The sequence below is a fragment of the Methylocystis sp. IM3 genome (assembly GCF_038070105.1).
In the GTDB taxonomy this organism is placed as follows: Bacteria; Pseudomonadota; Alphaproteobacteria; order Rhizobiales; family Beijerinckiaceae; genus Methylocystis.
The window spans coordinates 746799-769816 of the sequence record NZ_JBBPBZ010000002.1 but is presented as its reverse complement, the minus strand read 5'-3'; the positions used below and the strand labels follow the sequence as shown (position 1 = coordinate 769816).

The 23018-nt window shown below is 64.3% G+C and carries 26 protein-coding genes and 2 tRNA genes; 12 read left to right on the top strand and 16 right to left on the bottom strand.

Annotated features, from left to right (window positions below; all coding sequences use genetic code 11):
- Positions 1 to 56: 56 nt before the first annotated feature.
- On the bottom strand, positions 57 to 224 hold the full coding sequence (locus WOC76_RS05545; RefSeq protein ID WP_341108393.1) for a hypothetical protein: 168 nt from the start codon (positions 222 to 224) through the stop codon (positions 57 to 59).
- A gap of 574 nt (positions 225 to 798) precedes the next feature.
- Complete coding sequence (locus WOC76_RS05540) at positions 799 to 1221, bottom strand: hypothetical protein (protein WP_341108394.1); 423 nt, start codon at positions 1219 to 1221, stop codon at positions 799 to 801.
- Positions 1222 to 1461: 240 nt separating this feature from the next.
- Between WOC76_RS05540 and WOC76_RS05535 the strand changes: the two genes are divergently transcribed.
- Positions 1462 to 2385, top strand: coding sequence for a DUF4118 domain-containing protein (locus WOC76_RS05535; RefSeq protein WP_341108395.1), 924 nt, complete (start codon positions 1462 to 1464; stop codon positions 2383 to 2385).
- Between the two features lie 184 nt (positions 2386 to 2569).
- Here WOC76_RS05535 and WOC76_RS05530 read toward each other — a convergent pair whose 3' ends face one another.
- A complete protein-coding gene (locus WOC76_RS05530; RefSeq protein WP_341108396.1) occupies positions 2570 to 2860 on the bottom strand; it encodes a YARHG domain-containing protein in 291 nt (96 codons plus the stop codon).
- A gap of 250 nt (positions 2861 to 3110) precedes the next feature.
- On the bottom strand, positions 3111 to 3533 hold the full coding sequence (locus WOC76_RS05525) for a nuclear transport factor 2 family protein (RefSeq protein ID WP_341108397.1): 423 nt from the start codon (positions 3531 to 3533) through the stop codon (positions 3111 to 3113).
- A 463-nt stretch (positions 3534 to 3996) separates the two neighbouring features.
- Between WOC76_RS05525 and WOC76_RS05520 the strand changes: the two genes are divergently transcribed.
- The gene (locus WOC76_RS05520) at positions 3997 to 4293 is read left to right on the top strand and encodes a hypothetical protein (protein WP_341108398.1); all 297 of its coding nucleotides are present in this window, start codon (positions 3997 to 3999) and stop codon (positions 4291 to 4293) included.
- A gap of 1004 nt (positions 4294 to 5297) precedes the next feature.
- Here WOC76_RS05520 and WOC76_RS05515 read toward each other — a convergent pair.
- Together WOC76_RS05515 and WOC76_RS05510 are read right to left on the bottom strand one after the other, a co-directional pair.
- Positions 5298 to 5372 (bottom strand) — tRNA-Val (locus tag WOC76_RS05515).
- A 51-nt stretch (positions 5373 to 5423) separates the two neighbouring features.
- The gene (locus tag WOC76_RS05510) at positions 5424 to 6119 is read right to left on the bottom strand and encodes an HAD family hydrolase (protein ID WP_341108399.1); all 696 of its coding nucleotides are present in this window, start codon (positions 6117 to 6119) and stop codon (positions 5424 to 5426) included.
- A 115-nt stretch (positions 6120 to 6234) separates the two neighbouring features.
- On the opposite strand from WOC76_RS05510, the gene WOC76_RS05505 reads away from it, so the two are divergent.
- The 5 genes from WOC76_RS05505 to WOC76_RS05485 all read left to right on the top strand — a co-directional run bounded on the left by WOC76_RS05505 (position 6235) and on the right by WOC76_RS05485 (position 10835).
- A complete protein-coding gene (locus WOC76_RS05505) occupies positions 6235 to 6633 on the top strand; it encodes a hypothetical protein (protein ID WP_341108400.1) in 399 nt (132 codons plus the stop codon).
- Positions 6634 to 6667: 34 nt separating this feature from the next.
- Entirely contained in the window at positions 6668 to 7366 is a 699-nt protein-coding gene (gene rpiA / locus WOC76_RS05500) for a ribose-5-phosphate isomerase RpiA (RefSeq protein ID WP_341108845.1), read from the top strand.
- Entirely contained in the window at positions 7363 to 8745 is a 1383-nt protein-coding gene (gene gor, locus WOC76_RS05495) for a glutathione-disulfide reductase (RefSeq protein ID WP_341108401.1), read from the top strand. The genes rpiA and gor overlap by 4 nt, the downstream gene beginning before the upstream one ends.
- A gap of 186 nt (positions 8746 to 8931) precedes the next feature.
- A complete protein-coding gene (locus WOC76_RS05490; protein ID WP_341108402.1) occupies positions 8932 to 10311 on the top strand; it encodes a class II 3-deoxy-7-phosphoheptulonate synthase in 1380 nt (459 codons plus the stop codon).
- An 89-nt stretch (positions 10312 to 10400) separates the two neighbouring features.
- Complete coding sequence (locus WOC76_RS05485) at positions 10401 to 10835, top strand: DUF1810 domain-containing protein (protein ID WP_341108403.1); 435 nt, start codon at positions 10401 to 10403, stop codon at positions 10833 to 10835.
- Between the two features lie 49 nt (positions 10836 to 10884).
- On the opposite strand, the gene WOC76_RS05480 is transcribed toward WOC76_RS05485, so the two are convergent.
- From WOC76_RS05480 to WOC76_RS05460, 5 genes are all read right to left on the bottom strand, one after another.
- Positions 10885 to 10960: transfer RNA gene (locus WOC76_RS05480), tRNA-Lys, on the bottom strand.
- Between the two features lie 147 nt (positions 10961 to 11107).
- The gene (locus WOC76_RS05475; protein WP_341108404.1) at positions 11108 to 11347 is read right to left on the bottom strand and encodes a DUF1467 family protein; all 240 of its coding nucleotides are present in this window, start codon (positions 11345 to 11347) and stop codon (positions 11108 to 11110) included.
- 4 nt (positions 11348 to 11351) lie between these two features.
- Entirely contained in the window at positions 11352 to 11756 is a 405-nt protein-coding gene (gene mce, locus WOC76_RS05470; RefSeq protein ID WP_341108405.1) for a methylmalonyl-CoA epimerase, read from the bottom strand.
- Between the two features lie 72 nt (positions 11757 to 11828).
- Complete coding sequence (locus WOC76_RS05465; protein WP_341431316.1) at positions 11829 to 13133, bottom strand: tetratricopeptide repeat protein; 1305 nt, start codon at positions 13131 to 13133, stop codon at positions 11829 to 11831.
- Positions 13134 to 13270: 137 nt separating this feature from the next.
- Positions 13271 to 13837 carry a hypothetical protein gene (locus tag WOC76_RS05460; protein ID WP_341108409.1) on the bottom strand — a complete coding sequence of 189 codons (567 nt, stop codon included), beginning with the start codon at positions 13835 to 13837 and terminating at the stop codon, positions 13271 to 13273.
- Positions 13838 to 14014: 177 nt separating this feature from the next.
- On the opposite strand from WOC76_RS05460, the gene WOC76_RS05455 reads away from it, so the two are divergent.
- A complete protein-coding gene (locus WOC76_RS05455; protein WP_341108411.1) occupies positions 14015 to 14347 on the top strand; it encodes a hypothetical protein in 333 nt (110 codons plus the stop codon).
- An 88-nt stretch (positions 14348 to 14435) separates the two neighbouring features.
- Positions 14436 to 15011 (top strand): NnrU family protein, encoded by a 576-nt coding sequence (locus WOC76_RS05450; RefSeq protein ID WP_341108413.1) that lies wholly within the window; start codon positions 14436 to 14438, stop codon positions 15009 to 15011.
- On the opposite strand, the gene chrA is transcribed toward WOC76_RS05450, so the two are convergent.
- A complete protein-coding gene (chrA, locus tag WOC76_RS05445; RefSeq protein WP_445928462.1) occupies positions 15012 to 16349 on the bottom strand; it encodes a chromate efflux transporter in 1338 nt (445 codons plus the stop codon). It abuts the gene before it with no gap.
- Positions 16350 to 16501: 152 nt separating this feature from the next.
- Entirely contained in the window at positions 16502 to 17845 is a 1344-nt protein-coding gene (gene gltX / locus WOC76_RS05440) for a glutamate--tRNA ligase (protein WP_341108415.1), read from the bottom strand.
- Here gltX and WOC76_RS05435 point away from each other — a divergent pair.
- The 3 genes from WOC76_RS05435 (at position 17844) to WOC76_RS05425 (ending at position 19616) form a co-directional block, all read left to right on the top strand.
- Positions 17844 to 18041, top strand: a complete 198-nt coding sequence (locus tag WOC76_RS05435) for a hypothetical protein (protein ID WP_341387570.1) — start codon at positions 17844 to 17846, stop codon at positions 18039 to 18041. The two genes, gltX and WOC76_RS05435, sit on opposite strands and share 2 nt — an antisense overlap.
- Positions 18042 to 18052: 11 nt before the next feature.
- A complete protein-coding gene (locus tag WOC76_RS05430) occupies positions 18053 to 19195 on the top strand; it encodes a ceramide glucosyltransferase (RefSeq protein ID WP_341431315.1) in 1143 nt (380 codons plus the stop codon).
- Positions 19196 to 19304: 109 nt separating this feature from the next.
- Positions 19305 to 19616: a hypothetical protein gene (locus WOC76_RS05425; protein WP_341108419.1), complete on the top strand. Its 312-nt coding sequence runs from the start codon at positions 19305 to 19307 to the stop codon at positions 19614 to 19616.
- 43 nt (positions 19617 to 19659) lie between these two features.
- Here the strand turns inward: WOC76_RS05425 and WOC76_RS05420 are convergent, their stop codons facing one another.
- Genes WOC76_RS05420 through WOC76_RS05410 form a run of 3 tightly spaced genes read right to left on the bottom strand, consistent with a single transcriptional unit; the run spans position 19660 to position 22981 of the window.
- Positions 19660 to 20154: an MEKHLA domain-containing protein gene (locus WOC76_RS05420; protein ID WP_341108422.1), complete on the bottom strand. Its 495-nt coding sequence runs from the start codon at positions 20152 to 20154 to the stop codon at positions 19660 to 19662.
- 20 nt (positions 20155 to 20174) lie between these two features.
- Entirely contained in the window at positions 20175 to 21692 is a 1518-nt protein-coding gene (locus WOC76_RS05415) for a SpoVR family protein (RefSeq protein ID WP_341108423.1), read from the bottom strand.
- A complete protein-coding gene (locus tag WOC76_RS05410; RefSeq protein ID WP_341108425.1) occupies positions 21689 to 22981 on the bottom strand; it encodes a YeaH/YhbH family protein in 1293 nt (430 codons plus the stop codon). The genes WOC76_RS05415 and WOC76_RS05410 overlap by 4 nt, the downstream gene beginning before the upstream one ends.
- Positions 22982 to 23018 lie beyond the last annotated feature (37 nt).

The following is a 23018-nucleotide window of genomic DNA, read 5'->3' as shown; positions in this document are numbered from 1 at the left end:
GATTTCCCTCGCAGGCAGAACGCAACGCCCCGCACCCGGGAAACCGGGAACGATGGCTAGCGATGCGCATAACGCACGTGAACGGCTTTTATGGCGTCATCCAGTTTCGAAAGAGCGCCGAGCTTTCTTCTGGAAAGGTCTGCGTCGGCGAGCGTGACGAAATCTCTTGGCGCGTGGGGGCAGGTTGCATGGCCCTCGAAGACCCGGATGCCCGTTTCCGTCACGACAATGTCTCCGAAGCGGAGCGTCTTGTCCTGCAACAACTGACGGAATTTCGACGCATCCTTGATAGCGGCGCCGCTGCGTGCGCAAAAGGCCGGCTTGATCGGCCGGCTTCCCGTTGCGGCGCGGTTGTCGGGCGCCTCACTGCGGCTGTCCGGTTCAGGGAGAAGAAATGCAATTGGCCTTTCGCGCCGATGGCGCGGAAAATAGGCTATATGCGGTCTTGAATGACCTATTGGCCTGCGAACGCCAATTTTCGTTGACGCGACGCGGGGGATGGCAGGGGAGCGGACATAATCCTCGACTCCGAACAGCTCGTCGAAGAAACTGGCCCTGCAATCCGCCGAGAGTACTACGGCTCCCAACAATGCGCCTCCAAAAGAGGTCAGCAGAGCGAGCCGATTGCCCAAGACAACGCCAGGCATGATGGGTACTCGTGAAAGACCGGGCCAACCACCTCACATGTTAAGCCCCGCCCGTTCGTCAAGACCTCCTGCGCACCCCGCTTCGACACAGACGCGGGCGCGGCTTTTCTGGAGAACCGGCCGCAGTCCCGCGCCGTCGCCGGATAAGTGATTAAGCCGCCCTCAAAGTATGCTGCAACTTCAGGAAGTTGTAAGCTAGTCGAACGTCGCCGGCGTCGATGGCGTCCGCTAGCTCCGGAGCGAGACGACGCAAACCAGTTCTGGCGCGATCACTGTCGAAGAGCCGCGCTTTCTCGCCGCCGAGCGCCTTTGCCAGCCCCATCGATCGCACGAAGGCCGCGAGCACCGCATAGCTCTCGTCCGCCTTGCTGTGCGGCGCCATCAGCGCGATGACCCGCTCCTGAAGCTCCGTCAACTTGCCTTCGACGTAGCCGACGACCTGCCCTCTTGGGACGCCCTGCAAGGCCTGGCAAGTTACCAATGAAGCGAGAGCGAAGCGGTTGTCCTGCGTCTGCCCGTACCGCAGGACGCATATGACCAGTAAGTCGAATAGCTTTCTTTTTCGCTCGCTCATGTTCCGCGCCCTTCATCATGCCTAAGCGACTTGGATGAGTGCGGCAAAAGGTCGAGTACAATGGTTAACGAGTGCTGAATATTTCTCGGTCTTGCCGTTTCTTGGGTCGCAAGCCCCGGCGGGAACAAGCGGCGCCCGGCTCAGTTTAAAGGCATGCGTCTTTGCACGGCTCAGCCATGAAGGCCCCTTATGCCCTGGGTGCACAAGATCCACACTGTATCGATAAAGCGCCAGGGGCTTATGTCCTGGACTGTCGCACTGGCCATATTCACCGCGAGCGTTGCAGTCAGGGTGCTGTTCAACCCCATTCTCGCGGGAATGAAATTTCTGACCTTCTGGCCGGCGATCGCGATCGCAACGCTCATATGCGGCTGGCGGCAAGGCGTATTCGTGCTGATTTTGTCCGCCCTCACCGGCTGGTACTTTTTCATGGAGCCGCTTCACTCTTTCGCCATCAAGGACCAGACCACCCTCGGGTCGCTCGGCGGCTTCCTGCTCGTTGGCGGCTTCATTATCCTTCTGGTCGCCGCTCTCCGTGAAACGATCCGGCGCGTGGAGCTGGCGAAAGCTGTTCAGGAGACATTGTTCTCCGAGCTTCAGCATCGCGTGGCGAACAATCTGCAACTGGTTGTGGCCTTGTTGCGAAACGCACAGAGAAATTTACGCAATCCCGTCATCGCGGCGCAGACGCTCAGTGACGCCGAGGACCGGATCATGGCCATGGCGCAGCTGCATCGCAGGCTGAACGACGGCACGGCTTATGACAAGGGACTCGAGCCGCTCCTTCGCGAAATGATCGGAAACGCCTTGCGGGATTTGCCGGTCGCGATCCGTATCGATGTCAGCGGGGCCTCGGACCTGACCATCGACCAGATGACCGCCATGACGCTGCTCGTGAACGAGGCGGCGATCAATGCGGCGAAACATGTGTTCTCCAGGGGGCTGGGCACGCGCTTCGAGGTTTCTCTCGCCAGAGACGAGAATGGTCGCCTGCACCTGAGCATCAGTGACGACGGGCCAGGCATGGCGGCTCAAGGCGCGGATACGGACGCGGGCTCACTGGGGATGGGCATCATGGAAGCCTTCGCGACCCAACTCGGGGGCTCGCTAGAGGTCGGAAGAAGCGGCGGCACCTCACTGACCGTGGATTTCAAGACAAGCTGAATCAAAAAAGCGGCCAACGACCCATGGGGCCCAACAAACCCATCATGAGAGGCAAGGGGGCCGTCCTTGCTCGTCGCCGATTCTCGCGTCTCATCGCTCGCAATGGCGTATTGCCGCCTGTCTCGAGCGCGCCCGAGCCAGAAGCGGAAGAAACTGCTACGGCCCCCCGCATGACGACCGGGTCTCAGCACCCTCTGCGCCGTTCCCACATCTGCAATTCATTCACATAGTTCTTTTCCCACCCCCTCACGCGGCCGTAGGGCGGGAAGCAGCCGTCTCCAAATACGGATTTGGCCCTGTCCGTGTTGAAACAGTAACCGTTTCTTGCGTAAATCGCATTGCGTGCATACCAGAGTTCGTAACAGGACATGCGCGACGGATCGTCAGCGCGCGCCACGCCAACGAAACCTGTCGCCGCCGATACGACCACTAAGAGAAAGACAAGAGCGGACGCTGTTTTCTTCCTGCTCGGCATTTATACCTCCTCATTCGCAACGGCAGTCTCCGGCGCTACGCCGCGCCACTGCGTCACTCAATCTTTTTTCCGTGCGCCTCTTGCTTCGCTAACGCTCGAACTTGAGCACGGGTTCCCGGCATGTCTTCAGACGAAATGTCGTACAGCCGTGCGCGACGATGAAAAGCGCGCCGACCTGTCCGAGGGCGCGCAAGAAGAGCGACGGATATTCATTCGGAGGCCCAAAGTCTTTTCCAACGGCGACCAGAGGTCAGATGGCCGCCGCGAGCACCATGGCCGTGTCATAATATTCGGAAAACTCCAGGGCCTTGCCATCGGCGTTGAAGCGCCAGACATCGATCTTGGGGGTATCCACCGCCTTGCCCGTCGATTTGTTCCGCCACGCCGTTCGGCCGATCGCCACAACGCGATCGCCCTGCGCCACATAATGATCAACGACGTAGTCGATCATCTCCCAGTTCGATGTGAGTTCCCGCAGATAATTTTCGACTTCCGCCAGCCCGCTACAGGGTCTGGTGAAAGACAACGCGTCTGGCTGACCTTGCGCCAATGAGCGGAATTCGAGTTCGCTCGCCATAATGCTCAGCCAATGATCGATGCTTCCGCCCTTGCTGTCGCGCCAGAGGCGATAGGCGTTTTCCGCAATAGCTACGTTGCGATCTTCAATAGACATATCGATGCCCCGCTCTTTGCCCGGCGCAAGCGTACGTCTCCTCGAAAAATTCAGCAAGCTCGATCCGAACGAAGCGATCCTGGCATGCCCGAACCGGTATCTTCGTTACGGAGCTTATCGAGACGCCAAGGGGAAGCCACCTCTGGAAGCGCGCTCAGCAACTGCGTCGTCCTGATCCAACAGCTCGCGGGGATGGCTCCCCTGCGCTCCAACAGAGCTCCGTCCGACACGTTCTCAGTCGACCGATTTCGCTCGCAATGAGAGAGCGTCGACCGACGGGGCGCCGCTTGCTCCCGCCGGGCCTGATGCGACGGCCGGCTTGAGCAAGCAAGATCGCAAGGGCTGGAACGCACCTCGGCCAACCGCCGGGGCTGCGCGTCCCATGCCCTCGCTCCAGCCTCACCAAAGAGCAATCACGATGCAGTTTTCCCCTGCATCAAATCAAAGTCCCAAAAAAACACGCGTGCGCGTCGCGTGCGAGGGCGCGCCCGGTTCGATTGCCGAACTCGCCGCCACGGTTGAGCGCATGGTCATCGAGAAACGCTCGGCGCGCCAGATCGCGGCGGCGGCGCGGGCCTTCGCGGATCACGCCGTCGCCGCCCGTACGGATGAAAGCGTTTGGCTCTCCAGCGGCTCTCGCGAGTGGCTCGCGTGGGAGTGCTTCTACCGATCGAGCAAGGGCCGGGCGCCGACACAAGATAAACGCGGCGGCTGGCGTTTCCCAACCCGATGGCCGCCGGGATACACCGATTCCGACTAAGTAGACAGAACGGAGAAATTCACGATGGACGAAGCAACAGATCGCATCGGCGGACCCATGAGGCGGATATGGAGCGCCGGAATCCTTCTTCAGTGCAAGGCTGTGAGGGCGCTTGCCGCGCTCTCCATGGCGACAGATCGCCCGACGGAGCTCTTGATGCAGATCGCCGAGTGGCTTCTGGTCCCCGGGCGGAACAAACCTACGATCGGGGACGGCTATGACGGCCGACTACGACCGCGGGGCCACCATGCGGGCGGCTTGGAGTCACTGGAGATATGCCCGCTCCAAGGGCTGGCACATTGGCGACGATGATCCTTGGACATGGCCGAGATGCATCCACTTTGCGGCGGCGCAGGCCCGAGCCCGGCGCCCCTCTGGCTTCGCGGGCGTCGAAGCGGCGATGGCGGAGCTAATCCAGAAAGCCGGAGAGGGCGCCGCGATTTCAGCAACGATCCGGGCGCGCGCCCATTTGTCTCAGTTCAGTCGAGCTTGCCATCATCCCCGCAGGCCGGCGATATCGAGCAGTTGATGAGGGTCGCCTCTATTTCAGCCGAAACGGCCTGAGTGCACCAAGCCCGCGCTCAGGCCGGATTGGCTCTACGGCTCGCCCACGTTCAAATCACGCCACACGCCGATAGCTTACCACGGGCCGAGTACGATTGGCCGCAGCGAGACGCCCTGACCGCGGATGGACCGGCAGGGCGTTTTTGTTTTGGAGTTTGATTAGCTATCGGGAACTGAAAATCATTTCCCGCATTTCCTTCCATGGGAGGCCGCGCTTGCCTGTGAGCTTACCATGTCTGACCAAGCCATCGCTCTTGCCGTAACGCTGGAGGGCTTTCTGCTATTGATTTTCGCAGTCTTTCAGATCGTCGCGATTTGAGCGCACCATCAGACGCCCCGACCACAGAAAAACTGGCGGGGCGTTTTTTGGTTTGGCAGATATTTGGTAGCTAGCGCGCTTACTATGGCTAGGCTTTCACTACGCAAGTCTTTGATTTTAATGGTGGGCGGCACAGGGATTGAACCTGTGACCCCTCCCGTGTGAAGGGAGTGCTCTCCCGCTGAGCTAGCCGCCCGTCGCGTCTCGACGCGGACCGCTTCCCTGTAAGAGACGCGCGGCCCTCCCGTCAAGTGCGCTCGAAGGCGGATAAGCCCAGGATGGCCTTCGTCGCCGCCCAGAGGTCGTCGAAGTGCGAGATCACTTGGTCGGGGGCGAGCGCCGCCACGGGCGTATCCGTATAGCCGAAATCGACCGCGACGACCGGCGCGCCGGCCGCCCTGGCGGTGTCGATGTCGGTTTTGGAGTCCCCCACCATCACCGCCCGGCGCGGGTCGCCGGCCGCCGCCTCGATGGTCAGCGCCAGCGTGCGGGGGTCGGGCTTGTGCATGGGGAAGGTTCCTCGTCCGCAGATCGCCGCGAAACGGTCGGCGACGTCGAGTTTCCCAAGCAGGAGACGGGCAAGCCGCTCCGGCTTGTTGGTGCAGACGGCGAGGCGGAAGCCCGCCCCGGAGAAGCGCTCGAGCGCCGCGCGCGCGCCGGGGAAAAGCGCGCTTTCCTCCGCGATGCGGGACTCGTAATGCTCCAGGAAATCGGCCACCAGCGGGTCGATCCGCTCGGGAGCCAAAGGCGCGCCGTTCAAGGCGAAACCGCGTTCGATCAGGACTCGGGCCCCCGCCCCCACAAGGCTGCGGGCCTCGGAGCGCGCGACGGCCGGCAGACCTTCGCGGGCGAGCAGCACATTGAGAGTCGAGATCAGATCCCCGGCGGTGTCCGCCAGAGTGCCGTCGAGGTCAAAAACGAGGATGGGCGGGCGCTGGGTCATGACCGAACGGCCTAAAGGCCCTTCCGGCAGAGATCAAGCGAGCCTCAAATTTTCAGGCGAGAGGCAGGGCGGCGCGTATAAACTGCGGAGCGATTCGCGAAGCAGGAGCGACGGAATGCGTCTTTCGCAGTTTTACCTTGGCCGACGATGGCTTGCGCTTCTCGCGGCGCCCCTTCTGGCATCGGGTTTGGCCGCCCCGGCCAGGGCGGCGGGGAATTACGAATTTCTGGCCGCGCCGCAAACCGATCTCAACCGCGTCTTTCGTCTGGACAAGGCGACGGGCGAAGTCGGCGCCTGCCAATATGGCCTGAAGGAAGGGACACAAACTGGCGTCACTTTGTGCTATCCTCCCGGCGAAGGGGCCAAGGCCGGCGTCTTCAGCGATTATGCGCTCGTCGCATCGCGACACACGGGCGAGGGCGGCGTCTTCCGGGTCGATCTGCGCTCCGGCATGATGTCCATCTGCTTCGTGCTCAACGAAAGCTCCGTCGTCTGCACGCCACCCGCCAAGTAGGAACGCCGTGACCAGAACCCTTTCCGCCGACGCGATGAAGCGCGCCGCTGCGCAGGCGGCGCTCGAATCCGTTACCCACGGCATGCGGCTCGGGCTCGGCACCGGCTCCACCGCGGCGCATTTCGTCGATCTTCTCGGCCAACGGGTGCGCGACGGGATCGAGGTCGTCGGCGTCCCGACATCGGAACGCACGCGGATACAGGCGGAAGGTCTCGGCATTCGTCTCTCGACGCTCGACGAAACGCCGGAACTCGACCTCACGATCGACGGCGCCGACGAATTCGATGCGTCCCTCCGGCTCATAAAGGGCGGCGGCGGGGCGCTGCTGCGCGAAAAAATCGTCGCGGCCGCATCGAAACGCATGTTCGTGATCGCCGACGCGACCAAGGAAGTCAGGACGCTCGGCGCCTTTCCCTTACCCGTCGAGATCGACCGTTTCGGCGCGCGCTCGACTCGGCTCCATATCGAACGCGTCGCGCGGGGCCTTGGCCTGATCGGCGCGATCACGCAGAGGATGAGCGCGCCCGATGCGCCCTATGTAACCGACGGCGGCCACTATATTTTCGACTGCGCTTTCGGAGCCATCGACGCGCCGGAGACGCTCGCCGAGCGGCTTTCGGCCGTTCCGGGCGTTGTGGATCACGGTCTCTTTATCGGCCTCGCGACGGCGATCTTCGTCGCAGGCGCGTCCGGCGTTCGCATCGTCGGCGACCCCATGGGCGGCGCGGCATGAGCAGACATGATTACGATCTCGTCGTCATCGGCGCGGGCTCGGGCGGCGTGCGGGCCGCCCGCATCGCGGCGAGCCATGGCGCTCGGGTCGCCATCGCCGAGGAATATCGCGTTGGCGGGACCTGCGTGATCCGCGGCTGCGTGCCAAAGAAGCTCTATGTCCTGGCGAGCCGCTTCCGGGACGAATTCGAGGATGCGAAAGGCTTCGGCTGGCGGGTCGGCGAGGCCGCCTTCGACTGGCCCACGCTTGTCGCCGCCAAGGAGAAGGAAATCACCCGCCTCTCGGGGCTCTATGAGCAGACGCTCGGCAATGCGAATGTCGAGCTCCTCCGCGCCCGCGCGACCATCGCCGGTCCCAATGAGGTCCATTTCTCGGACGGCCGGACGGCAAGCGCGCGCTACATCCTTGTCGCCACGGGCGGCGCGCCGGTGCTCGCGCCCCATATTCCGGGCCTCGAATGGGGCCTGTCGTCCAATGAAATCTTCGACCTGCCGACGTTCCCGCGGCGGCTCCTCATCGTCGGCGCCGGCTACATCGCGGTGGAGTTTGCGAGCATTTTCACGCGCCTCGGGGCGGAGGTCGCGCTCGCCTACCGCGCCGACATGCCGTTGCGCGGCTTCGACGCCGATCTTCGCAAACGGGTCGCCGAGGCCTTGACCGCCGCCGGCGTCGTCCACCACGCGGGCGCCTTGCCCACGCGCATCGACAAGAGCGCCGGCGGCTACAGGGTCGCCATGAGCGACGGCGAAACGCGCGAGGTCGACGCTGTGCTGGTTGCGACCGGACGCCGGCCGCTGACCCAGAATCTCGGACTGGAGCGGGCCGGGGTGGTCACGCGCGAGAATGGCGCGATCGTCGTCGACGAACAGTCGCGCACCAATGTGCCGTCGATCTATGCCGTCGGCGACGTGACCGACCGGATCAATCTCACCCCCGTCGCGATCCGGGAAGGCCACGCCTTCGCCGACAGCGTCTTCGGCGGAGAACCCACGACGGTCGATCATGATTGCGTGGCGAGCGCCGTCTTCACCACGCCGGAGCTCGGGACGGTCGGGCTGACCGAGGAAGCGGCGCAACTGAAGTTCGCATCCGTGGACGTTTACGAAACATCCTTCCGGCCGATGCGCGCGACCCTCTCGGGCCGCGCCGAGCGAGTCTTCATGAAGCTCGTGGTCGACGGCGACAGCCAGCGCGTGCTGGGCGCGCATATCTTCGGGCCGGAGGCCGGGGAGATGGCGCAGCTCGTCGCCATCCCGATGCGCATGGGCGCGACCAAGCGCGACTTCGACGCCACCATGGCGGTACATCCAACAGCGGCCGAGGAGCTCGTGACGATGCGCACGCCGACGCGCAGGATCAGGCGCGAGGAACGGCAGTAGCAAAAGCCGCCCTCCCCCGGCCCCGCCCGCGCTTGCCGCCGACCTCCTCGACCGGTCGGCCAAGGAAGACCATTTGCGGCCAGCCGAAGGGGTCGCGCCAGGTCGAATTTTCCTCTATAAGCGGCTCTTGCGCCAAAGCCGGCGTCGGGGCCGCCCTTCCGGGCTTGATTTCGTGGAGTTTGACACGTGGAACGCTGGACGCCGGGCAGTTGGAGAACCTTGCCGATCGAGCAGACGCCGGTCTATCGGGACCAGAAGGCGCTGGCCGATGTGGAGGCCCAGCTCGCTGGCTTTCCGCCGCTCGTTTTCGCCGGCGAGGCGCGCAATCTCAAGCGTCAGCTCGCCGATGTGGCGGCCGGCAAGGCTTTCCTGCTCCAGGGCGGCGACTGCGCCGAGAGCTTCAACGAACATTCGGCCGACAATATCCGGGATTTCTTCCGCGTTTTCCTGCAAATGGCGGTTGTTCTGACCTATGCGGCCGGCTCGCCCGTCGTGAAGGTCGGCCGCATCGCCGGCCAGTTCGCCAAGCCGCGCTCCGCGCCGGTCGAGAAGAAGGGCGATCAGGAGCTGCCGAGCTATCGCGGCGACATCATCAACGACATCGACTTCACCGAAAAGGCCCGTGAGCCGGACCCGCAGCGACAGCTTCTCGCCTATCGCCAGTCGGCCGCAACGCTCAATCTGATCCGCGCCTTCGCCGCCGGCGGCTTCGCGAATCTCGAGAACGCCCATCGCTGGATGCTCGGCTTCGTCAAGAGCAGCCCGCAGTCCGAACGCTATCAGAAGCTCGCCGACCAGATCACGCAGACGCTCTCCTTCATGCGCGCGATCGGACTGGACCCGGAGCATCATCCCGAGTTGCGCCAGACGGATTTCTACACGTCGCACGAGGCGCTGCTGCTATGCTACGAGCAGGCGCTCACCCGCGTCGACTCGACGACCGGCGATTATTACGCGACGTCCGGCCATATGCTGTGGATCGGCGATCGCACGCGGCAGCAGAACGGCGCGCATGTCGAATTCATGCGCGGCATCAAGAATCCGATCGGCCTGAAATGCGGTCCGAGCCTGTCGCCCGATGGTCTCTTGCGCCTCCTCGAGGCGCTCGATCCCGAAAACGAGCCAGGCCGTCTGACCCTGATCTGCCGCTTTGGCGCCGACAAGATCGGAGACTCGCTGCCGGGGCTGGTGCGCGCCGTCGCGCGCGAGGGTCGCAATGTCGTCTGGTCCTGCGATCCGATGCATGGCAACACGATCAGCGCCGCCGGCTACAAGACGCGGCCTTTCGACCGCATCATGTCGGAAATTCGCAGCTTCTTCGGCGTTCATCAGGCCGAAGGCTCCTATGCGGGCGGCATCCATCTCGAGATGACCGGCAAGGATGTCACCGAATGCACGGGCGGCGCCCGCGCCATTTCGGAGGACAATCTGCGCGATCGCTACCACACCTATTGTGATCCGCGCCTCAACGCCGAGCAGGCGATCGAAGTGGCGTTCCTCGTCGCCGAGCTTCTCAAGGCGGAACGCGTCGCCCGCGGCCTGCCGGAGCAATACGCGGCCGAGTGACCGGCGCCGCGTCAATTGTGAGCGCAGCCAAGCAATCAAGCGGCATAGATTGGCGCTTGATTGCTTCGTCACAGCGACGGCCCCTTTCCATGGCGCTCGATGACCCCTTCAACCTCCAGCGCTTTGTCGATGCGCAGGCCGGCGCCTACCCCCGCGCCCTTGCAGAGCTCCGCGCCGGGCGCAAGACGAGCCACTGGATTTGGTATGTCTTTCCTCAACTCCGGGGCCTCGGCTTCAGCGAGGCCAGCCAGTTCTACGGGCTTTCGGGCATAGAGGAAGCGCAAGCCTATCTCGCCCATGCGACGCTTGGGCCACGCCTGCGGGCCTGTGTCGGCGCCATGCTGGCGGGCGTCGGGAACGCCGCGGAGGCGGTTCTCGGCCCGACGGACGCCCTGAAGTTCCGCTCGTCGATGACGCTTTTCGGGCGCGCGGCGCCGCAGGACACGCTCTTCTGCCAAGCTCTCACGCGTTTTTTCAACGGCGAAGCTGATCCGAAAACGCTCCAATTGCTGGGCGAGCGCTAGGCATGCCGCGGTTTCGGAGAGACGGCCTGTCGTGGGGGCTTTATTTTGTTGGTGAGCGCGCTGGGACTCGAACCCAGGACCCCCTGATTAAAAGTCAGATGCTCTACCGACTGAGCTACGCGCTCGATCCTGATCGCGCCTCTTATCGAGGCGCTGAAGCGGGCGGGTCGGTCCGCTCGCTTTGAGCCGCTCACGCGGCTCCCGATCCACTACCGGCCCCGACCCGGCCGGTCAACCCCGGTCCGGCGCAGGGAGCCGTTTTCCCACCACCTTTAACGCGTGGCGTAATGTGCGATCACAGCGACGACGGCGAAGAGGATCGCCGCGACGACGGTCGTGAGGGCTGCTTTCCTGCCGAGCTGCGGCGCAATTGGCGCACCGGGATCGGTTCCTTCCGGCCGCTCCTCGCCCGCCTCCTCCGCCGAGCGAACGCCGAGCGGCAGCACGGCGAACAGCACGATCCACCATATGGTGACATAGATCGCCAGCGCGAGGGGAAGCGGGAAGGGCATCGTCTCAGGCCTGCTCGAGTTCGACAAGCGTACCGCAGAAGTCCTTGGGATGCAGGAAGAGCACCGGCTTGCCATGCGCGCCGATCCTGGGCTCGCCGTCGCCGAGCACGCGCGCGCCTGAAGCCTTCAGCTTGTCGCGCGCCGCGATGATGTCGTCGACCTCGTAGCAGACATGGTGGATGCCGCCGGAAGGGTTCTTGGCGACGAAAGCGGCAATCGGGGAATTCTCGCCATAGGGCTCGAGAAGCTCGATCTTGGTGTTCGGCAGCTCGACGAAGACCACCGTGACGCCATGCTCCGCGACGGTCTCGGGCGCAGACACTTTCGCGCCAAGGGCTCCGCGATAGACCTGCGACGCCTTTTCGACGCTGTCGACGGCGATGGCCACGTGGTTGAGACGACCGATCATATTAAGGCTTCCCCTGCTGAAAGCGGAGTGTCCCGCGCTTCACTGGGGGATTAAGGCCATGACGGGGCAATTTCAACCGGCAACGCCGCTCCCCTCGCCATTCAGCCGCCCGATGTCGCCCTGCAGGGCGGCGAGGCGTGGGTCATAGGGCGCGAAGGCGAACCACGGGCAGCCGTCGTCCCGGCCGCGGCGAAGGGTCTGAGCCGCTCTGTCCGCATGTCCGAGCGCCAGCTGCGCGGCGGCGGTAAAAAGATGGGGGGGCGCGACCTGGTCGCCGTCATGCGCCTCGGCGAGGGCCGCCTCCGCCGCACTCTGCTGCCCCGCTCTCGCGAGGGCATAAGCCAGGACGGCCAGAAGGACGGGATGGCCGGGAAACCGCCGGAGCGCGTCGCGGGCGATCGTCTCGGCCTCCTTGTGGCGGTCGGAGAGGCTCGCCACGATGGCGAGGACGTTATGAAGATGGTTGGCGTCGGGCCGCAAACGCAGCCCCTCGTCCGCAAGCGCCGCGCTGCCGTCGAGATTTCCGGCGCAGAGCTCGAGCCAGGCGCGCATGTTGAGATGGGTGCGATCAAGTGGGACCACGCGGAGACCGGCCTCCGTCTCGCTGATCGCCTCGTCCAGTCGGCCGAGGCGCGCGAGCGCCCAACTGCGAAAGGCGCGCGCCCGGCCGTAGTCGGGTTCCCGCGCGACCGCCTGGTCCAGCATCGCAAGACCGTCGTCAGGTTGCGAAAGGAGGGTGGCCCGCGCCCACCCGAGGACCGACAGGGCCGCCGCGAAGCTTGGCGCGAGCGCGAGCGCCCGGCCCGCATCCCGCTCGATGATCCTCGCCGCCTCGGCGGGCCGGAGATAGCCGGCCGAGGCGCGGCTGGCTGCGATGATGGCGGAAAGCGACCATATCGACGGCGAGGTCTCGTCGCGTTCCCCGGCGACGGCGACAGCCGCCTGCGCGCGCTCGAAGCCGTCGCGGGTGAGGGTCGCCGCGAGTTCATAGGCCGTCTGCCACAAATCCAGCGTACGGCCGTCGAAGCGGTGGTCGGCGCGACGGTCGGGCTGAGCGTCGGGATCAATCGTCTGCACTCTCGCGCGCAGGGAAAGGCCGCGTCCGTAAGCGGTGGCGATGAGGTCGCCGAAGCCAGCCTCCCTGAGCGGTTTTCGCAGGAGATAGGCGCAGCGGTCGATCGAATCGTCCGACGGCGGGCGACCGGGCCAAAGCTTTGCGCCAATCTCGGCCTTGGGAACGACGCCTCCCTTGGCCTCGAGCAGCAACTCCAGCAATTGCCGGGCCTGCGGACCAATCGGAATTTGCGCGCCCTCGCGCCGCAAGCCCCCGTGCAGGCTGTATTCGAATCCCGCAAAGCGCCAGGTCAAACCATTCATTCTCGCCTCCGGGGGCGCACAATGATGATTTCTATACTGAGGCGCAAGCCCTTAGAAATGCAAATCTTTTGGGCTCGTTTCGTTGCGAGAATCTCGCAGCCTGAGCTTGTGCGCCGGTGACGCCGCAACGCTTCCGGCTACTTTCTCGCCTCCTCCTTGCCCCACAAAAGCACGAGCAGCGCGAGCGCGACGGCGACGCCCACGAGATAATAAGGCGCCCGCGCGGAATAGAGCCTCCCGACGGAGAAGGGAAAGTGCGAGACCCAGCGTTCGCCATGCGGGCCGTCGAGCGTGACGATTCCGACGAAACTCCCGGCTTCATGGAAGTGGTGTTCGAAACTGAGCGTGCCGTGGGGATAGACCTTCGGGGGCAGATAGGCGACCGTCGCCGCCGGGAGCTGCGCCGGATCCGCGTCCTCTGCGCCCGCGCGGACGATGCGAAAATCGGCCGACATGTCGCGCATTTCGGGCTGGGCGTAGTCGAGCACGAAGAAGGTGTCGCCCGTCTCGGGGATATCCTCACAAAACTTCCGATGAGAGGCGGCGGGCTGATAGCCCGAGAAATACATGAAGTCCGGACCGACTTTCAGAACGCAGGCGCTTTGCAACCGCCGCATGGCGCCATGAGCCAAGGCGGGCGACGGCGCGCTGGCTGCGAACACGAGGACGGCAAGCGCGGACAGGAGGGGGAGGAACGGGCGCATGTCTCGACTCCGATCGGATCTTTCGCACATGCGGCGCGGGCCGGACTCTCGTCGGGCGGCGTCTTCGTAAAATCTGCGGCGTTCTTGTCAAAGATCAAGCGAGGCGGACAGGGCCGGTTCACGCCCGCGCCTCGGCGCGGTAAATTGGGGCGAACGCCCGTTCCAAAGGAAAGCGCCATGCGCCTCTTGCTCGCCGCCCTGCTGCTGGCCGCCGCGCCCGCAGCCGCGGCCGACGTCAACGATTATCCCACTTCCGCCCGCGCCGATTATGTCTTCGGCTGCATGAAAGCCAATGGCGACACGCGGCTGTCGCTCGAGCAATGCTCCTGCTCCATCGACGTCATCGCGAGCATCGTGCCTTATGACAGCTATGTCTCGGCCGAAACGGTGGCGAGCGTCAACCAGCAGGCGGGACAGATCGGCTCCCTCATGCGCAACACCGGCGCCGCGCGCGACCTGCTCGAATCGCTCCGCCGCGCCCAGGCCGAGGCGCAGGTGCGCTGCTTCTAGCAGGCTCTCCGACGTCGCCAACGCCATGCCTGTGCTATAGGGCGAGGACGCTCAAGAGCGAGGCGATTCTATCGGCGGCGAGGCAGACATGCTCATTCTCATTCTTGGTATCGCGATTTTCGTCGGCGTTCATGTCTTTTCGACCCTGCGCGGCCCGCGCGCGGCGCTGGTCGAAAAATATGGCGCCAGCGCCTACAAGACCGCCTATTCCGCGGTCGCCGGACTCGGCCTCGCGCTCATCGTCTGGGGCTTCTCGCGCTATCGCGCCGAGGGCCTCATTCCCGTGTGGGATCCCCCGCACTGGATGCGGCATGTCGCCATGCCGCTCGTATGGGTCGCCTTCGTCGCCCTGGCGAGCCGACGGGCGCCGGCGTCGCGGATCAGGGGCTGGCTGCGTCATCCCACGCTCGTCGCGCTCAAGAGCTGGGCCTTGGGACATCTCCTCGTCAATGGCGATCTCGGCGGCATGCTGCTCTTCGGCTCGCTGCTGGGCTTTGGCGTCTATGACCGCATCGCCGTCAAGCGGCGGGGCGATCTCGGCGCGCCGCGCCTCGACGCTTTCACGAAAGGCGACGCCATCGCGCTCGGCGCCGGCACGGCGCTCTACGCGCTGATCCTCATCCTGCACCCCTATCTCTTTGGCGTGCCGGTCCTCGGCGGCTGATCAGATCAGCTTCAGCAGCAGGCCCGCGCCGACGCTCAGGGCGAGCGCGGGCGCGAGGCCGAAGCGTAGCAGGGCGCCGGCGGCGAGCGAGAGCGCCAGCGCCGCCGGATCGAGCGTGGCGGGGTCCGGCAGTTGCGCGGGCAGGAGGCCGAGCCGCCAATGGCCCCCAAACAGGAAATGCGTCGCGAACCAGAGCGCCAGATTGGCGATGACCCCGACAACCGCCGCGGCGATCGCCGAGAGCGCCCCGGCGAGGGCGGCGTTCCCGCGCAGCCGCTCGACGAAGGGCGCGCCGGCGAAAATCCACAGGAAGCAGGGGACGAAAGTCACATAGGTCGCGAGCAGGCCGCCGAGCGCGCCCGCAGCCAGGGGCGACAGCGCGCCAGGCGCGCGGAAGGCCGCCATGAAGCCCACGAATTGCAGCACCATGATGAGTGGACCCGGCGTCGTCTCCGCCATGCCGAGCCCGTCGAGCATTTCCGGCGGCGTCATCCAGTGGAAGCGCTCGACCGCCTGCTGGGCGACATAGGAGAGCGCCGCATAGGCGCCGCCGAAAGTGACCACGGCCATTTTGGAAAAGAAGACGGCGATCCGCGCATAAACGTCCTGCGGTCCGAAGGCGAGGACCAGCGCCGCGACAGGCAGGATCCAGAGCGCGCCGAGAACGGCGGCGGCGGCAAGCGCGCGCCGCGGGTCGGGCTGTTGATCCGGCGCCGTGAGCCCGTCCTCGTCGCTTCCCTCGGCCGCCGCACGGGTCACGGGAGGCAGGCCGAGGCGCTCGCCGAAAAAGCCGACGAGTCCCGCGCCAAGGACGACGAGCGGGAAGGGCGCGTCGAGAAGGAAGAGCGCAAGAAAGGCCGCTGCGGCGATGGCCTTCTGCGAGGATGTCCGCAGGGCTCTGGCGCCCAGCCGCCGGATTGCCGCGAAGACCAGCGCGAGAACGGCGGCCTTGAGGCCAAAGAAGGCGCCGTCGAGCGCCGGCGTCGCGCCATAGGCGGCGTAAACCAGACTCAGCGCCATGATGGCGGCGACGCCCGGCACAATAAAGAGGCCGCCCGCGATCAGCCCGCCGGGCACGCCATGCATCAGCCAGCCGATATAGGTCGCGAGCTGCTGCGCCTCGGGACCGGGAAGCAGCATGCAGAAATTGAGCGCGTGAAGGAATCGGCGCTCCGAGATCCATTTCTCCTCGTCCACCAGCACGCGATGCATGAGCGCGATCTGGCCCGCGGGGCCGCCGAAGCTCAAAAGCGCGATTCGCGCCCAGACTTTCGTCGCGGCGGCGAGGGTGATCCGCGTCGTTTCTCGGGCGATCGAGGGCATGGATAAAGGCGACATAAGGCGTCCCCGGCTGGCAAGGCTGGACGCGATGCTTGGGCGACCCCTGTTGGATGCCTAGCCTTACAGTTGCATTGGCATGTCGCATGAAGGGGAGACCGCGATCTCCCGCCTTCAATGAGCCATGCGAGGCGGCCCGCCGTCAATAGCGCCTAGCCCATGAGCCGAGACAGGGCTTTCGCGCGGCCGATCAGCGGCAGCAGCGCCGCCAGTTCCGGTCCGCTTTCATGGCCCGTCAGCGCGAGACGCAGCGGATGGAAGAGCGCCCTGCCCTTGCGTCCGGTCGCAGTCTTCACGTCGCTGGTCCAGGCGGCCCAGCTCGTTTCGTCCCACGGCTCGGCGGGGAGGAGCTCGGCGGCTTCTTTCAGGAAGGCCCAGTCCTCGCGGACCGGCTCGATCTCGCCCTCGACGACGCGCCACCATTCCAGAATATCGTCGAAGCGCGCGAGATTGCCCCGCGCCGCGCGCCACAGCGGCTCCGCCTTGTGGCCGACGACATCGAGCGCCGCGAGCCTGTCGCGCACGTCGGCGAACTCGAAAAGCGCCAGAGTGCGATGCGTCAGGGTTTCGAGGTCGTCCGGATCGAACCGCGCCGGATTGCGGGAGACATGCGCGATATCGAAGCTTTTGGCCAGCTCGGAGAGCGAGCGCACGGCGTGGACATTGTCGGAGGAGCCGGTGAGCGTCGCCAACGCCGCGACGGCCATGGCCTCATATCCGTCATCTCGCAAGGAGGCGATGGAGAGCGAGCCGGTGCGCTTGGAAAGACCCTCGCCGCCCGCGCCGATCAGCAGATTGTGATGCGCGAAGACGGGCGGCGTCGCCTGCGGGGCGAGCGCCGCATAGAGCTGCAATTGCACGGCCGTGTTGGTCACATGGTCCTCGCCGCGAATGACATGGGTGATCTTCATGTCGATGTCGTCGGCGACGGAGGGCAGTGTGTAGAGGAAAGTCCCATCCTCGCGGATCAGCACCGGATCGGAGAGCGCGGCGCAATCGATATGCGCCGGGCCGCGAATGAGGTCGTTCCATTCGATGGTCCCCGGCTCCAGTCTGAAACGCCAGTGCGGGCGCCGGCCCTCTGCCTCCAGCCTGGCGCGATCGGCTTCCGTGAGCCGCAGCGCGGAGCGGTCATAGACGGGCGGCATGCCGCGCGCCTGCTGCATCTTGCGGCGTTTTTCGAGTTCTTCGGACGACTCGTAACAGGGATAGAGGCGGCCCTCGTCGCGCAGCTTCGCCGCCGCCGCCTCATAGAGGGCCACGCGTCGGGACTGCCGGAAGGCTGCATCCGGCGCGACGCCGAGCCAGGCGAGATCCACCTCGATCGCGACCGCGAATTCCTCGCTCGAGCGGGCCGAATCGGTGTCATCGAACCGCAGTATGAATCGTCCATTGTGCGCTACGGCAAAGAGATAGTTGAAGAGCGCCACCCGCGCGTTGCCAATGTGGATGCGGCCCGTGGGCGATGGCGCGAAACGTACGATCGGAGAGGTCATGAGGAAGCTTCATCAGGAGTTTTCGCAAAGCGAACGTCGCGAAAAGATTCTCGCGCCGCAGCCCTTTTGCCAAGTGCCGGCGTCCTTGTCAGGTGGAATATCGAGCTGGCCGCGTCCCGGCCTCGCGCGCCGTCGCGACCGCCAGACCTGCGCCAGCCGCCGGCTGCGCCGCGACTCCCTTTCCCTCGGCGCCTGATTCGAGTTTCCATGATCCTTGCCTATATCTGCGCCGGCTGGTGCGCCTTCATCCTTGTCATGAACTTTGCGAGCATGTGGTTGATGGGGCGCAAATGTCGCGCCCGGCCGCGGAACATGCCGGCGCCCCCCCATGCGCCGCCTGTCAGCATCGTGCGTCCCCTGCGCGGCCTGGAGCCCTACTCCGAAGAAACCCTCGGCGCGACCTTCGATCTCGATTATCCATCCTATGAGATCATCTTCTGCGTCCAGTCGCCGAGCGATCCGATCATTCCGCTCGTGGAGCGACTGATCGCACAGCATCCGGAGCGCGAGGCGCGGCTACTGGTCGGGGACGATTATATCAGCGCCAACCCCAAGCTCAATAATTGCGTCAAGGGCTGGGACGCGGCGCAGTACGACTACATCATTCTGGCGGACTCGAACGCCCTTCCCCCGAGCGATTATGTGCAGACCATGCTTGCAGCCTTCGAGCCCGACACGGCGATGACCGTGTCGATGCCGATCGGCTCTCGCCCCCAGGGCTTCTGGGCCATGGTCGAATGCGCGATCCTGAATACGTTCCAGGCACGCTGGCAATATGGCGCGGAAGCGATCGGCGCCGGCTTCGCGCAGGGCAAGAACATGATGTGGCGGCGCGAGGTTCTCGATCGCGCGGGCGGCATTCGCGCGCTCGGCGCCGAGATCGCGGAGGACGCGGCCTCGACCAAGGTGATCCGCGCCCAGAACATGAAGGTCAGGCTCGTCGACATGCCCTTCGAGCAGCCGCTCGGCAAGCGCACCGCACAGGAGGTCTATTCGCGCCACGTCCGCTGGGCTCGGCTGCGGCGCGTGACCTTCCCCGCCCATTACGCGCCCGAATTCATGAACGGCAGCTTCGTCGCCATCGTTCTCGGCGCTTACGCCGCACTGCAATTCGGCGGCGACGCCGCCGCCGTCGCCCTGACGGCCGCCGCCATCATGGGTGCGCTGCATGGGGGCGAATTGTGGCTCGCGCGAGTCTGCGGCTTTCCGCTCGACTGGCGCAAGCCTTTCGCCCTCGTCATGCGCGATCTGCTGTTGCCGGTGATGTTCGTCGACGCGCTGCTCTTCGACGATTTCGTCTGGCATGGAAACGAGATGACAGTCCGGGAAGTTGAAGACACGGCGAGCTAGCTTGCGCGCGAGGAACCGGGATGGCATGAAGTCATATGCGTGACGGGACGGCGGCGGCGCGTCGCGAGGGCGCCTCGCCGTGCGGATTGAAATCGGAGCGGAGGCCCCAATGAAGCTCAGAGCGGCGTCTTTGGTCCTCCTCGGCAGCTGGCTTCCCCTCAGCTCGGCGCCGGCTTTGGCGGCGCCCCTGGCCGACATTCGGACAGCCGCCGTGTCGCCGGGAGTCGCAAAAAGCTATCTTCTCTGCGATTCCTGGGGGAATTGCTGGGAGACGGATCCCTACGATAACCCGCCGCATTACAATCACAAAGTCTGGGAGCGCGGTTTGAAGCGCGGCGAGGATTATTCCTTTGGCGAATTGACGACGCCCAACGCACTGCGGGACGCGCTCGCCGGCTCCGGCGGCGACACGCCTTATTGAGCATTGATCAGGCGGCAAACACGGTGGCCGCCCTCACCAGCCGTCACACTGTCGCATCGAGAAAGGTCCAGCGGGCAAAGGTCGCAGCCTGTCCAGCGGGCGCGCCCGCCGAATCCGAGACGTTCCAGATCGTGACGTTGGATATCCGAAAACGCCGGCCCGTCGCGCTTATCCGCACCCCTTCATAGCCGCTCACGAAGCCCCCGCGAGTCGTCTGCTCGAGGAGCCGCTCGCGAGCCTCGCGCAGCATGGGCTCCGCGGTCATTCGGGAGGGCGTGCGCATGAGTTGCGCCGCGCTCATCTCCCACAGCGCCAGCGCCGCTCTATTGCCGTAATTGAGAATCGGATCCGCCTCCGCGCCGTGCGAGACGACGACGAAAGGCGCAGCCAGGAGCCGTTCGGCCTCCGCCTCCGGACCGCCGCCGCGCGCGATCAGCTCGCCTCCTGTCCGCTCGCGGTACGAGGCCAGAAGGGCGGCGGAATGCGCGATCCAGCGGCGCCAGAGATCTTCAGGAAGTTCGGCGCTGAAATTCGACATGATCCCTCATGCGCGCCGCCTCAAGCATCGGGCGACGCCATATGCGCCTTTAGCACTTCATTGGTCGCCGCGTCGACCTCCTCGAGCACGACGTCATAGCCCCAGAGCGTCGTGAGGTGGCGCAGCGCCAGCGCAGCGTCGACAGCCTCGAGTATCTTGCCCGCAAAGACGCGATGATGGAGCACGAGCCGCCTGCTCCCCGAGAGATCGACATCCACCACCTGAATGTCCGGCGTGTGACGACCGACTTCATAATCGCTCGCGAGACTGCGTCGCAGATCATGATAGCCGCGCTCGTTGTGGATCGACTGAACTCTCAGCTTCGGCGCGTCTTCCTGATCGACAATATGGAAGAGCCGCCATTTGCGCATAAGGTGAGGACTCAGGAACTGCGCGATGAAACTATCGTCACGGTAGTTCTCCCACACATCCTTGAGCGCCGCCATCACATCGCCAGTTCCCGCGATCTGCGGAAACCATTGACGATCTTCCTCGGTCGGCTGCCCGACAATGCGCGCAATGTCGCACATCATGTCGAAGCCAAGCGCATAAGGGTTGATTCCACCGTAACTCGGATCATGCGCCGTCGGCTGACGTATGGCGTTGGTATGGGACTGCAGAAATTCCAGGAAGCTTCCGTCGCTGATCTGCCCTTTTTCGTGCAGCCTGCTCATGATCCGGTAATGACAATAGGTGGCGCAACCCTCGTTCATCACCTTTGTCTGCTGTTGCGGATAGAAATATTGCGCGATGAGCCGCACGATCCGCAAAATCTCGCGCTGCCAGGAATGAAGTTTCGGGGCCGCTTTTTCCAGAAAATAGAGCACATTCTCCTGGGGCAGGCGCAGCAGCGCACGCTGGTGATCGACTGTCTTTCGCGCGTTCCCGCCCGAACGCGGAACGGTCCGCCACAAATCGTCGTAGAGCCGTTCGCGTTCCGCCCTGCGCTCACGGTCTCTTCTTTCTTCCTCCGCAAGGCTCATCGGCCGCTTGCGCGGATAACGGTCGACGCCCTGCGCCGACAAAGCGTGCGCCGCATCGAGCAGGCGCTCCACCTCGGCGTCGCCGTATCGTTCTTCACAGGCGGCGATATAGTTTTTGGCGTAAGAAAGATAATCCAGGATTCCGGCGGGGTCGGTCCACTGGCGAAATTGATAGTTGTTCTTGAAAAAATGATTGTGCCCGAAAGCCGCGTGGGCGATCACCAGCGCCTGCATCGTGGCGCTGTTTTCCTCCATCACATAGCTGATGCAAGGATTGGAGTTGATGACGATTTCATAGGCCAGCCCCTGAAGGCCGGCGCGATAGATGCCTTCATATTGCGCAAAGCGCTTGCCAAAAGACCAGTGACGATAGAGCAGAGGCATGCCAGTCGAGGAATAGGCGTCGAGCATTTGCTCCGCCGTGATCACCTCGATCTGGTTGGGAAAGGTGTCGAGCCCGAGCTCCTGCCTGGCAACCACTTCAGCAGCGTCGTGGATTTTTTGTAAGGTCTCGAAGCTCCAGTCTTTTCCTTCGAAAAGCAGCTCTCCGCTCATTTGGCCGTCTCCGCGCTGACGCCCTCGCGGCGTTGGAACAATTCGCGGAAGACAGGATAGATATGATCCCGCCGCGAAACGCGGCGCATCTGGAAATTCCGCGCGCCCGCGGCAAGCGGCGCATAGGCGTTCCACAGCGAACTCCCGCCGATGTAGGAGATGGGCGAGGCCTCGTTCGAGTTGGCGACTTCAAGATAGGCGAAATACTGGCAGCGCGGCAGGAGTTTCTCCTGGAGCAGCATCCGGGTCCGGTCGTTGTCGCTCAGCATGTTGTCGCCGTCAGAGGCCTGCGCCCCGTAGATATTCCAGTTCGCCGGATCGTATCGGTCGGTGATGATGCGATCCATTTCAACGAGCGCCGAAGACACCGTCGTGCCGCCAGTCTCGGTCGAACGGAAAAAGGTCTCTTCGTCCACCTCCTGCGCCTCGTCGGTATGGCGGATGAAAACAATCTCGACCCGCTGATAGCGGCGAGTGAGAAAAACGTGCAGGAGCATGAAAAAGCGCTTGGCGAGATCCTTCATATGTTCGGTCATGGAGCCGGATACGTCCATCAGACAGAACATGACGGCCTGTGCGACGGGCTTTGGAAACCGCTCGAAACGCCGGTAACGCAGATCGACCGGGTCGAGAAAAGGAATGCGGAGGCGGCGCGCGCGCGCCGATTTCAATTCCTGTTCGAGCAAATCGGCGATGTCCTTCTCGGTCGCTCCGGCCGATTCCTGCTCGAGGCGTTCTACGATCTGTTGTTTTGGGCGTCCCATGGCGATGCGTCTAGCAAGCGACATGCGCATCGTCCGGCCCAGCGACAGATTGGCCGGCGTGCCGCTCATCGTATAGCCGGCGCGCCGCGATCCGAGTTTCTGGGCGTCGACGAGCCCGCGCTTCGCGAAATCGGGAAGCTCGAGATCGTCGAGAAAAATGCTCAGGAATTCTTCGCGTGTGAGTACGAAACGGAAGGCGTCTTCCTGCCCGTGGCCTTTGCCGGGCTCCGCTCCGCCGCCGCCGCCTTCGCCTGTTGGACGATCGATGAGATCGCCCTCAACATAGTTGCGGTTCCCAGGCAGGATGAAGTCGCGTCGCTCGCCGGCCATATGGCGAAAGACCGGCTCGCGCGCGCCGTCCGCCGGCACGGTGACTTCCTGCGCATTTTCGAGGTCCTCGATGGCGCGCTCGCGGCTCGCCTCGCGAACCGCGCGCTCCACCGTATCCTTCACGCGGCGCAGGAAGCGTTGCCGATTTGAGAAGCTCTTGCCTCCGGGATTGAGCCGGCGATCGACGATACGCATTTTCCCCTTCGCTATCCTTTTCGCGCGCGTCGCCGCC

What these genes read in the sequence shown, in the direction of transcription:
- WOC76_RS05465 (WP_341431316.1), bottom strand. Translation starts at nt 13,133, where the DNA reads ATGAATGGTTTGACCTGGCGCTTTGCGGGATTCGAATACAGCCTGCAC.
- WOC76_RS05535 (WP_341108395.1), top strand. Translation starts at nt 1,462, where the DNA reads ATGTCCTGGACTGTCGCACTGGCCATATTCACCGCGAGCGTTGCAGTC.
- WOC76_RS05540 (WP_341108394.1), bottom strand. Translation starts at nt 1,221, where the DNA reads ATGAGCGAGCGAAAAAGAAAGCTATTCGACTTACTGGTCATATGCGTC.
- WOC76_RS05460 (WP_341108409.1), bottom strand. Translation starts at nt 13,837, where the DNA reads ATGCGCCCGTTCCTCCCCCTCCTGTCCGCGCTTGCCGTCCTCGTGTTC.
- WOC76_RS05485 (WP_341108403.1), top strand. Translation starts at nt 10,401, where the DNA reads ATGGCGCTCGATGACCCCTTCAACCTCCAGCGCTTTGTCGATGCGCAG.
- WOC76_RS05505 (WP_341108400.1), top strand. Translation starts at nt 6,235, where the DNA reads ATGCGTCTTTCGCAGTTTTACCTTGGCCGACGATGGCTTGCGCTTCTC.
- gltX (WP_341108415.1), bottom strand. Translation starts at nt 17,845, where the DNA reads ATGACCTCTCCGATCGTACGTTTCGCGCCATCGCCCACGGGCCGCATC.
- WOC76_RS05415 (WP_341108423.1), bottom strand. Translation starts at nt 21,692, where the DNA reads ATGAGCGGAGAGCTGCTTTTCGAAGGAAAAGACTGGAGCTTCGAGACC.
- WOC76_RS05510 (WP_341108399.1), bottom strand. Translation starts at nt 6,119, where the DNA reads ATGACCCAGCGCCCGCCCATCCTCGTTTTTGACCTCGACGGCACTCTG.
- WOC76_RS05430 (WP_341431315.1), top strand. Translation starts at nt 18,053, where the DNA reads ATGATCCTTGCCTATATCTGCGCCGGCTGGTGCGCCTTCATCCTTGTC.
- rpiA (WP_341108845.1), top strand. Translation starts at nt 6,668, where the DNA reads ATGAAGCGCGCCGCTGCGCAGGCGGCGCTCGAATCCGTTACCCACGGC.
- WOC76_RS05525 (WP_341108397.1), bottom strand. Translation starts at nt 3,533, where the DNA reads ATGTCTATTGAAGATCGCAACGTAGCTATTGCGGAAAACGCCTATCGC.
- WOC76_RS05450 (WP_341108413.1), top strand. Translation starts at nt 14,436, where the DNA reads ATGCTCATTCTCATTCTTGGTATCGCGATTTTCGTCGGCGTTCATGTC.
- gor (WP_341108401.1), top strand. Translation starts at nt 7,363, where the DNA reads ATGAGCAGACATGATTACGATCTCGTCGTCATCGGCGCGGGCTCGGGC.
- WOC76_RS05420 (WP_341108422.1), bottom strand. Translation starts at nt 20,154, where the DNA reads ATGTCGAATTTCAGCGCCGAACTTCCTGAAGATCTCTGGCGCCGCTGG.
- WOC76_RS05455 (WP_341108411.1), top strand. Translation starts at nt 14,015, where the DNA reads ATGCGCCTCTTGCTCGCCGCCCTGCTGCTGGCCGCCGCGCCCGCAGCC.
- WOC76_RS05435 (WP_341387570.1), top strand. Translation starts at nt 17,844, where the DNA reads ATGAGGAAGCTTCATCAGGAGTTTTCGCAAAGCGAACGTCGCGAAAAG.
- mce (WP_341108405.1), bottom strand. Translation starts at nt 11,756, where the DNA reads ATGATCGGTCGTCTCAACCACGTGGCCATCGCCGTCGACAGCGTCGAA.
- WOC76_RS05475 (WP_341108404.1), bottom strand. Translation starts at nt 11,347, where the DNA reads ATGCCCTTCCCGCTTCCCCTCGCGCTGGCGATCTATGTCACCATATGG.
- WOC76_RS05425 (WP_341108419.1), top strand. Translation starts at nt 19,305, where the DNA reads ATGAAGCTCAGAGCGGCGTCTTTGGTCCTCCTCGGCAGCTGGCTTCCC.
- chrA (WP_445928462.1), bottom strand. Translation starts at nt 16,349, where the DNA reads ATGTCGCCTTTATCCATGCCCTCGATCGCCCGAGAAACGACGCGGATC.
- WOC76_RS05530 (WP_341108396.1), bottom strand. Translation starts at nt 2,860, where the DNA reads ATGCCGAGCAGGAAGAAAACAGCGTCCGCTCTTGTCTTTCTCTTAGTG.
- WOC76_RS05410 (WP_341108425.1), bottom strand. Translation starts at nt 22,981, where the DNA reads ATGCGTATCGTCGATCGCCGGCTCAATCCCGGAGGCAAGAGCTTCTCA.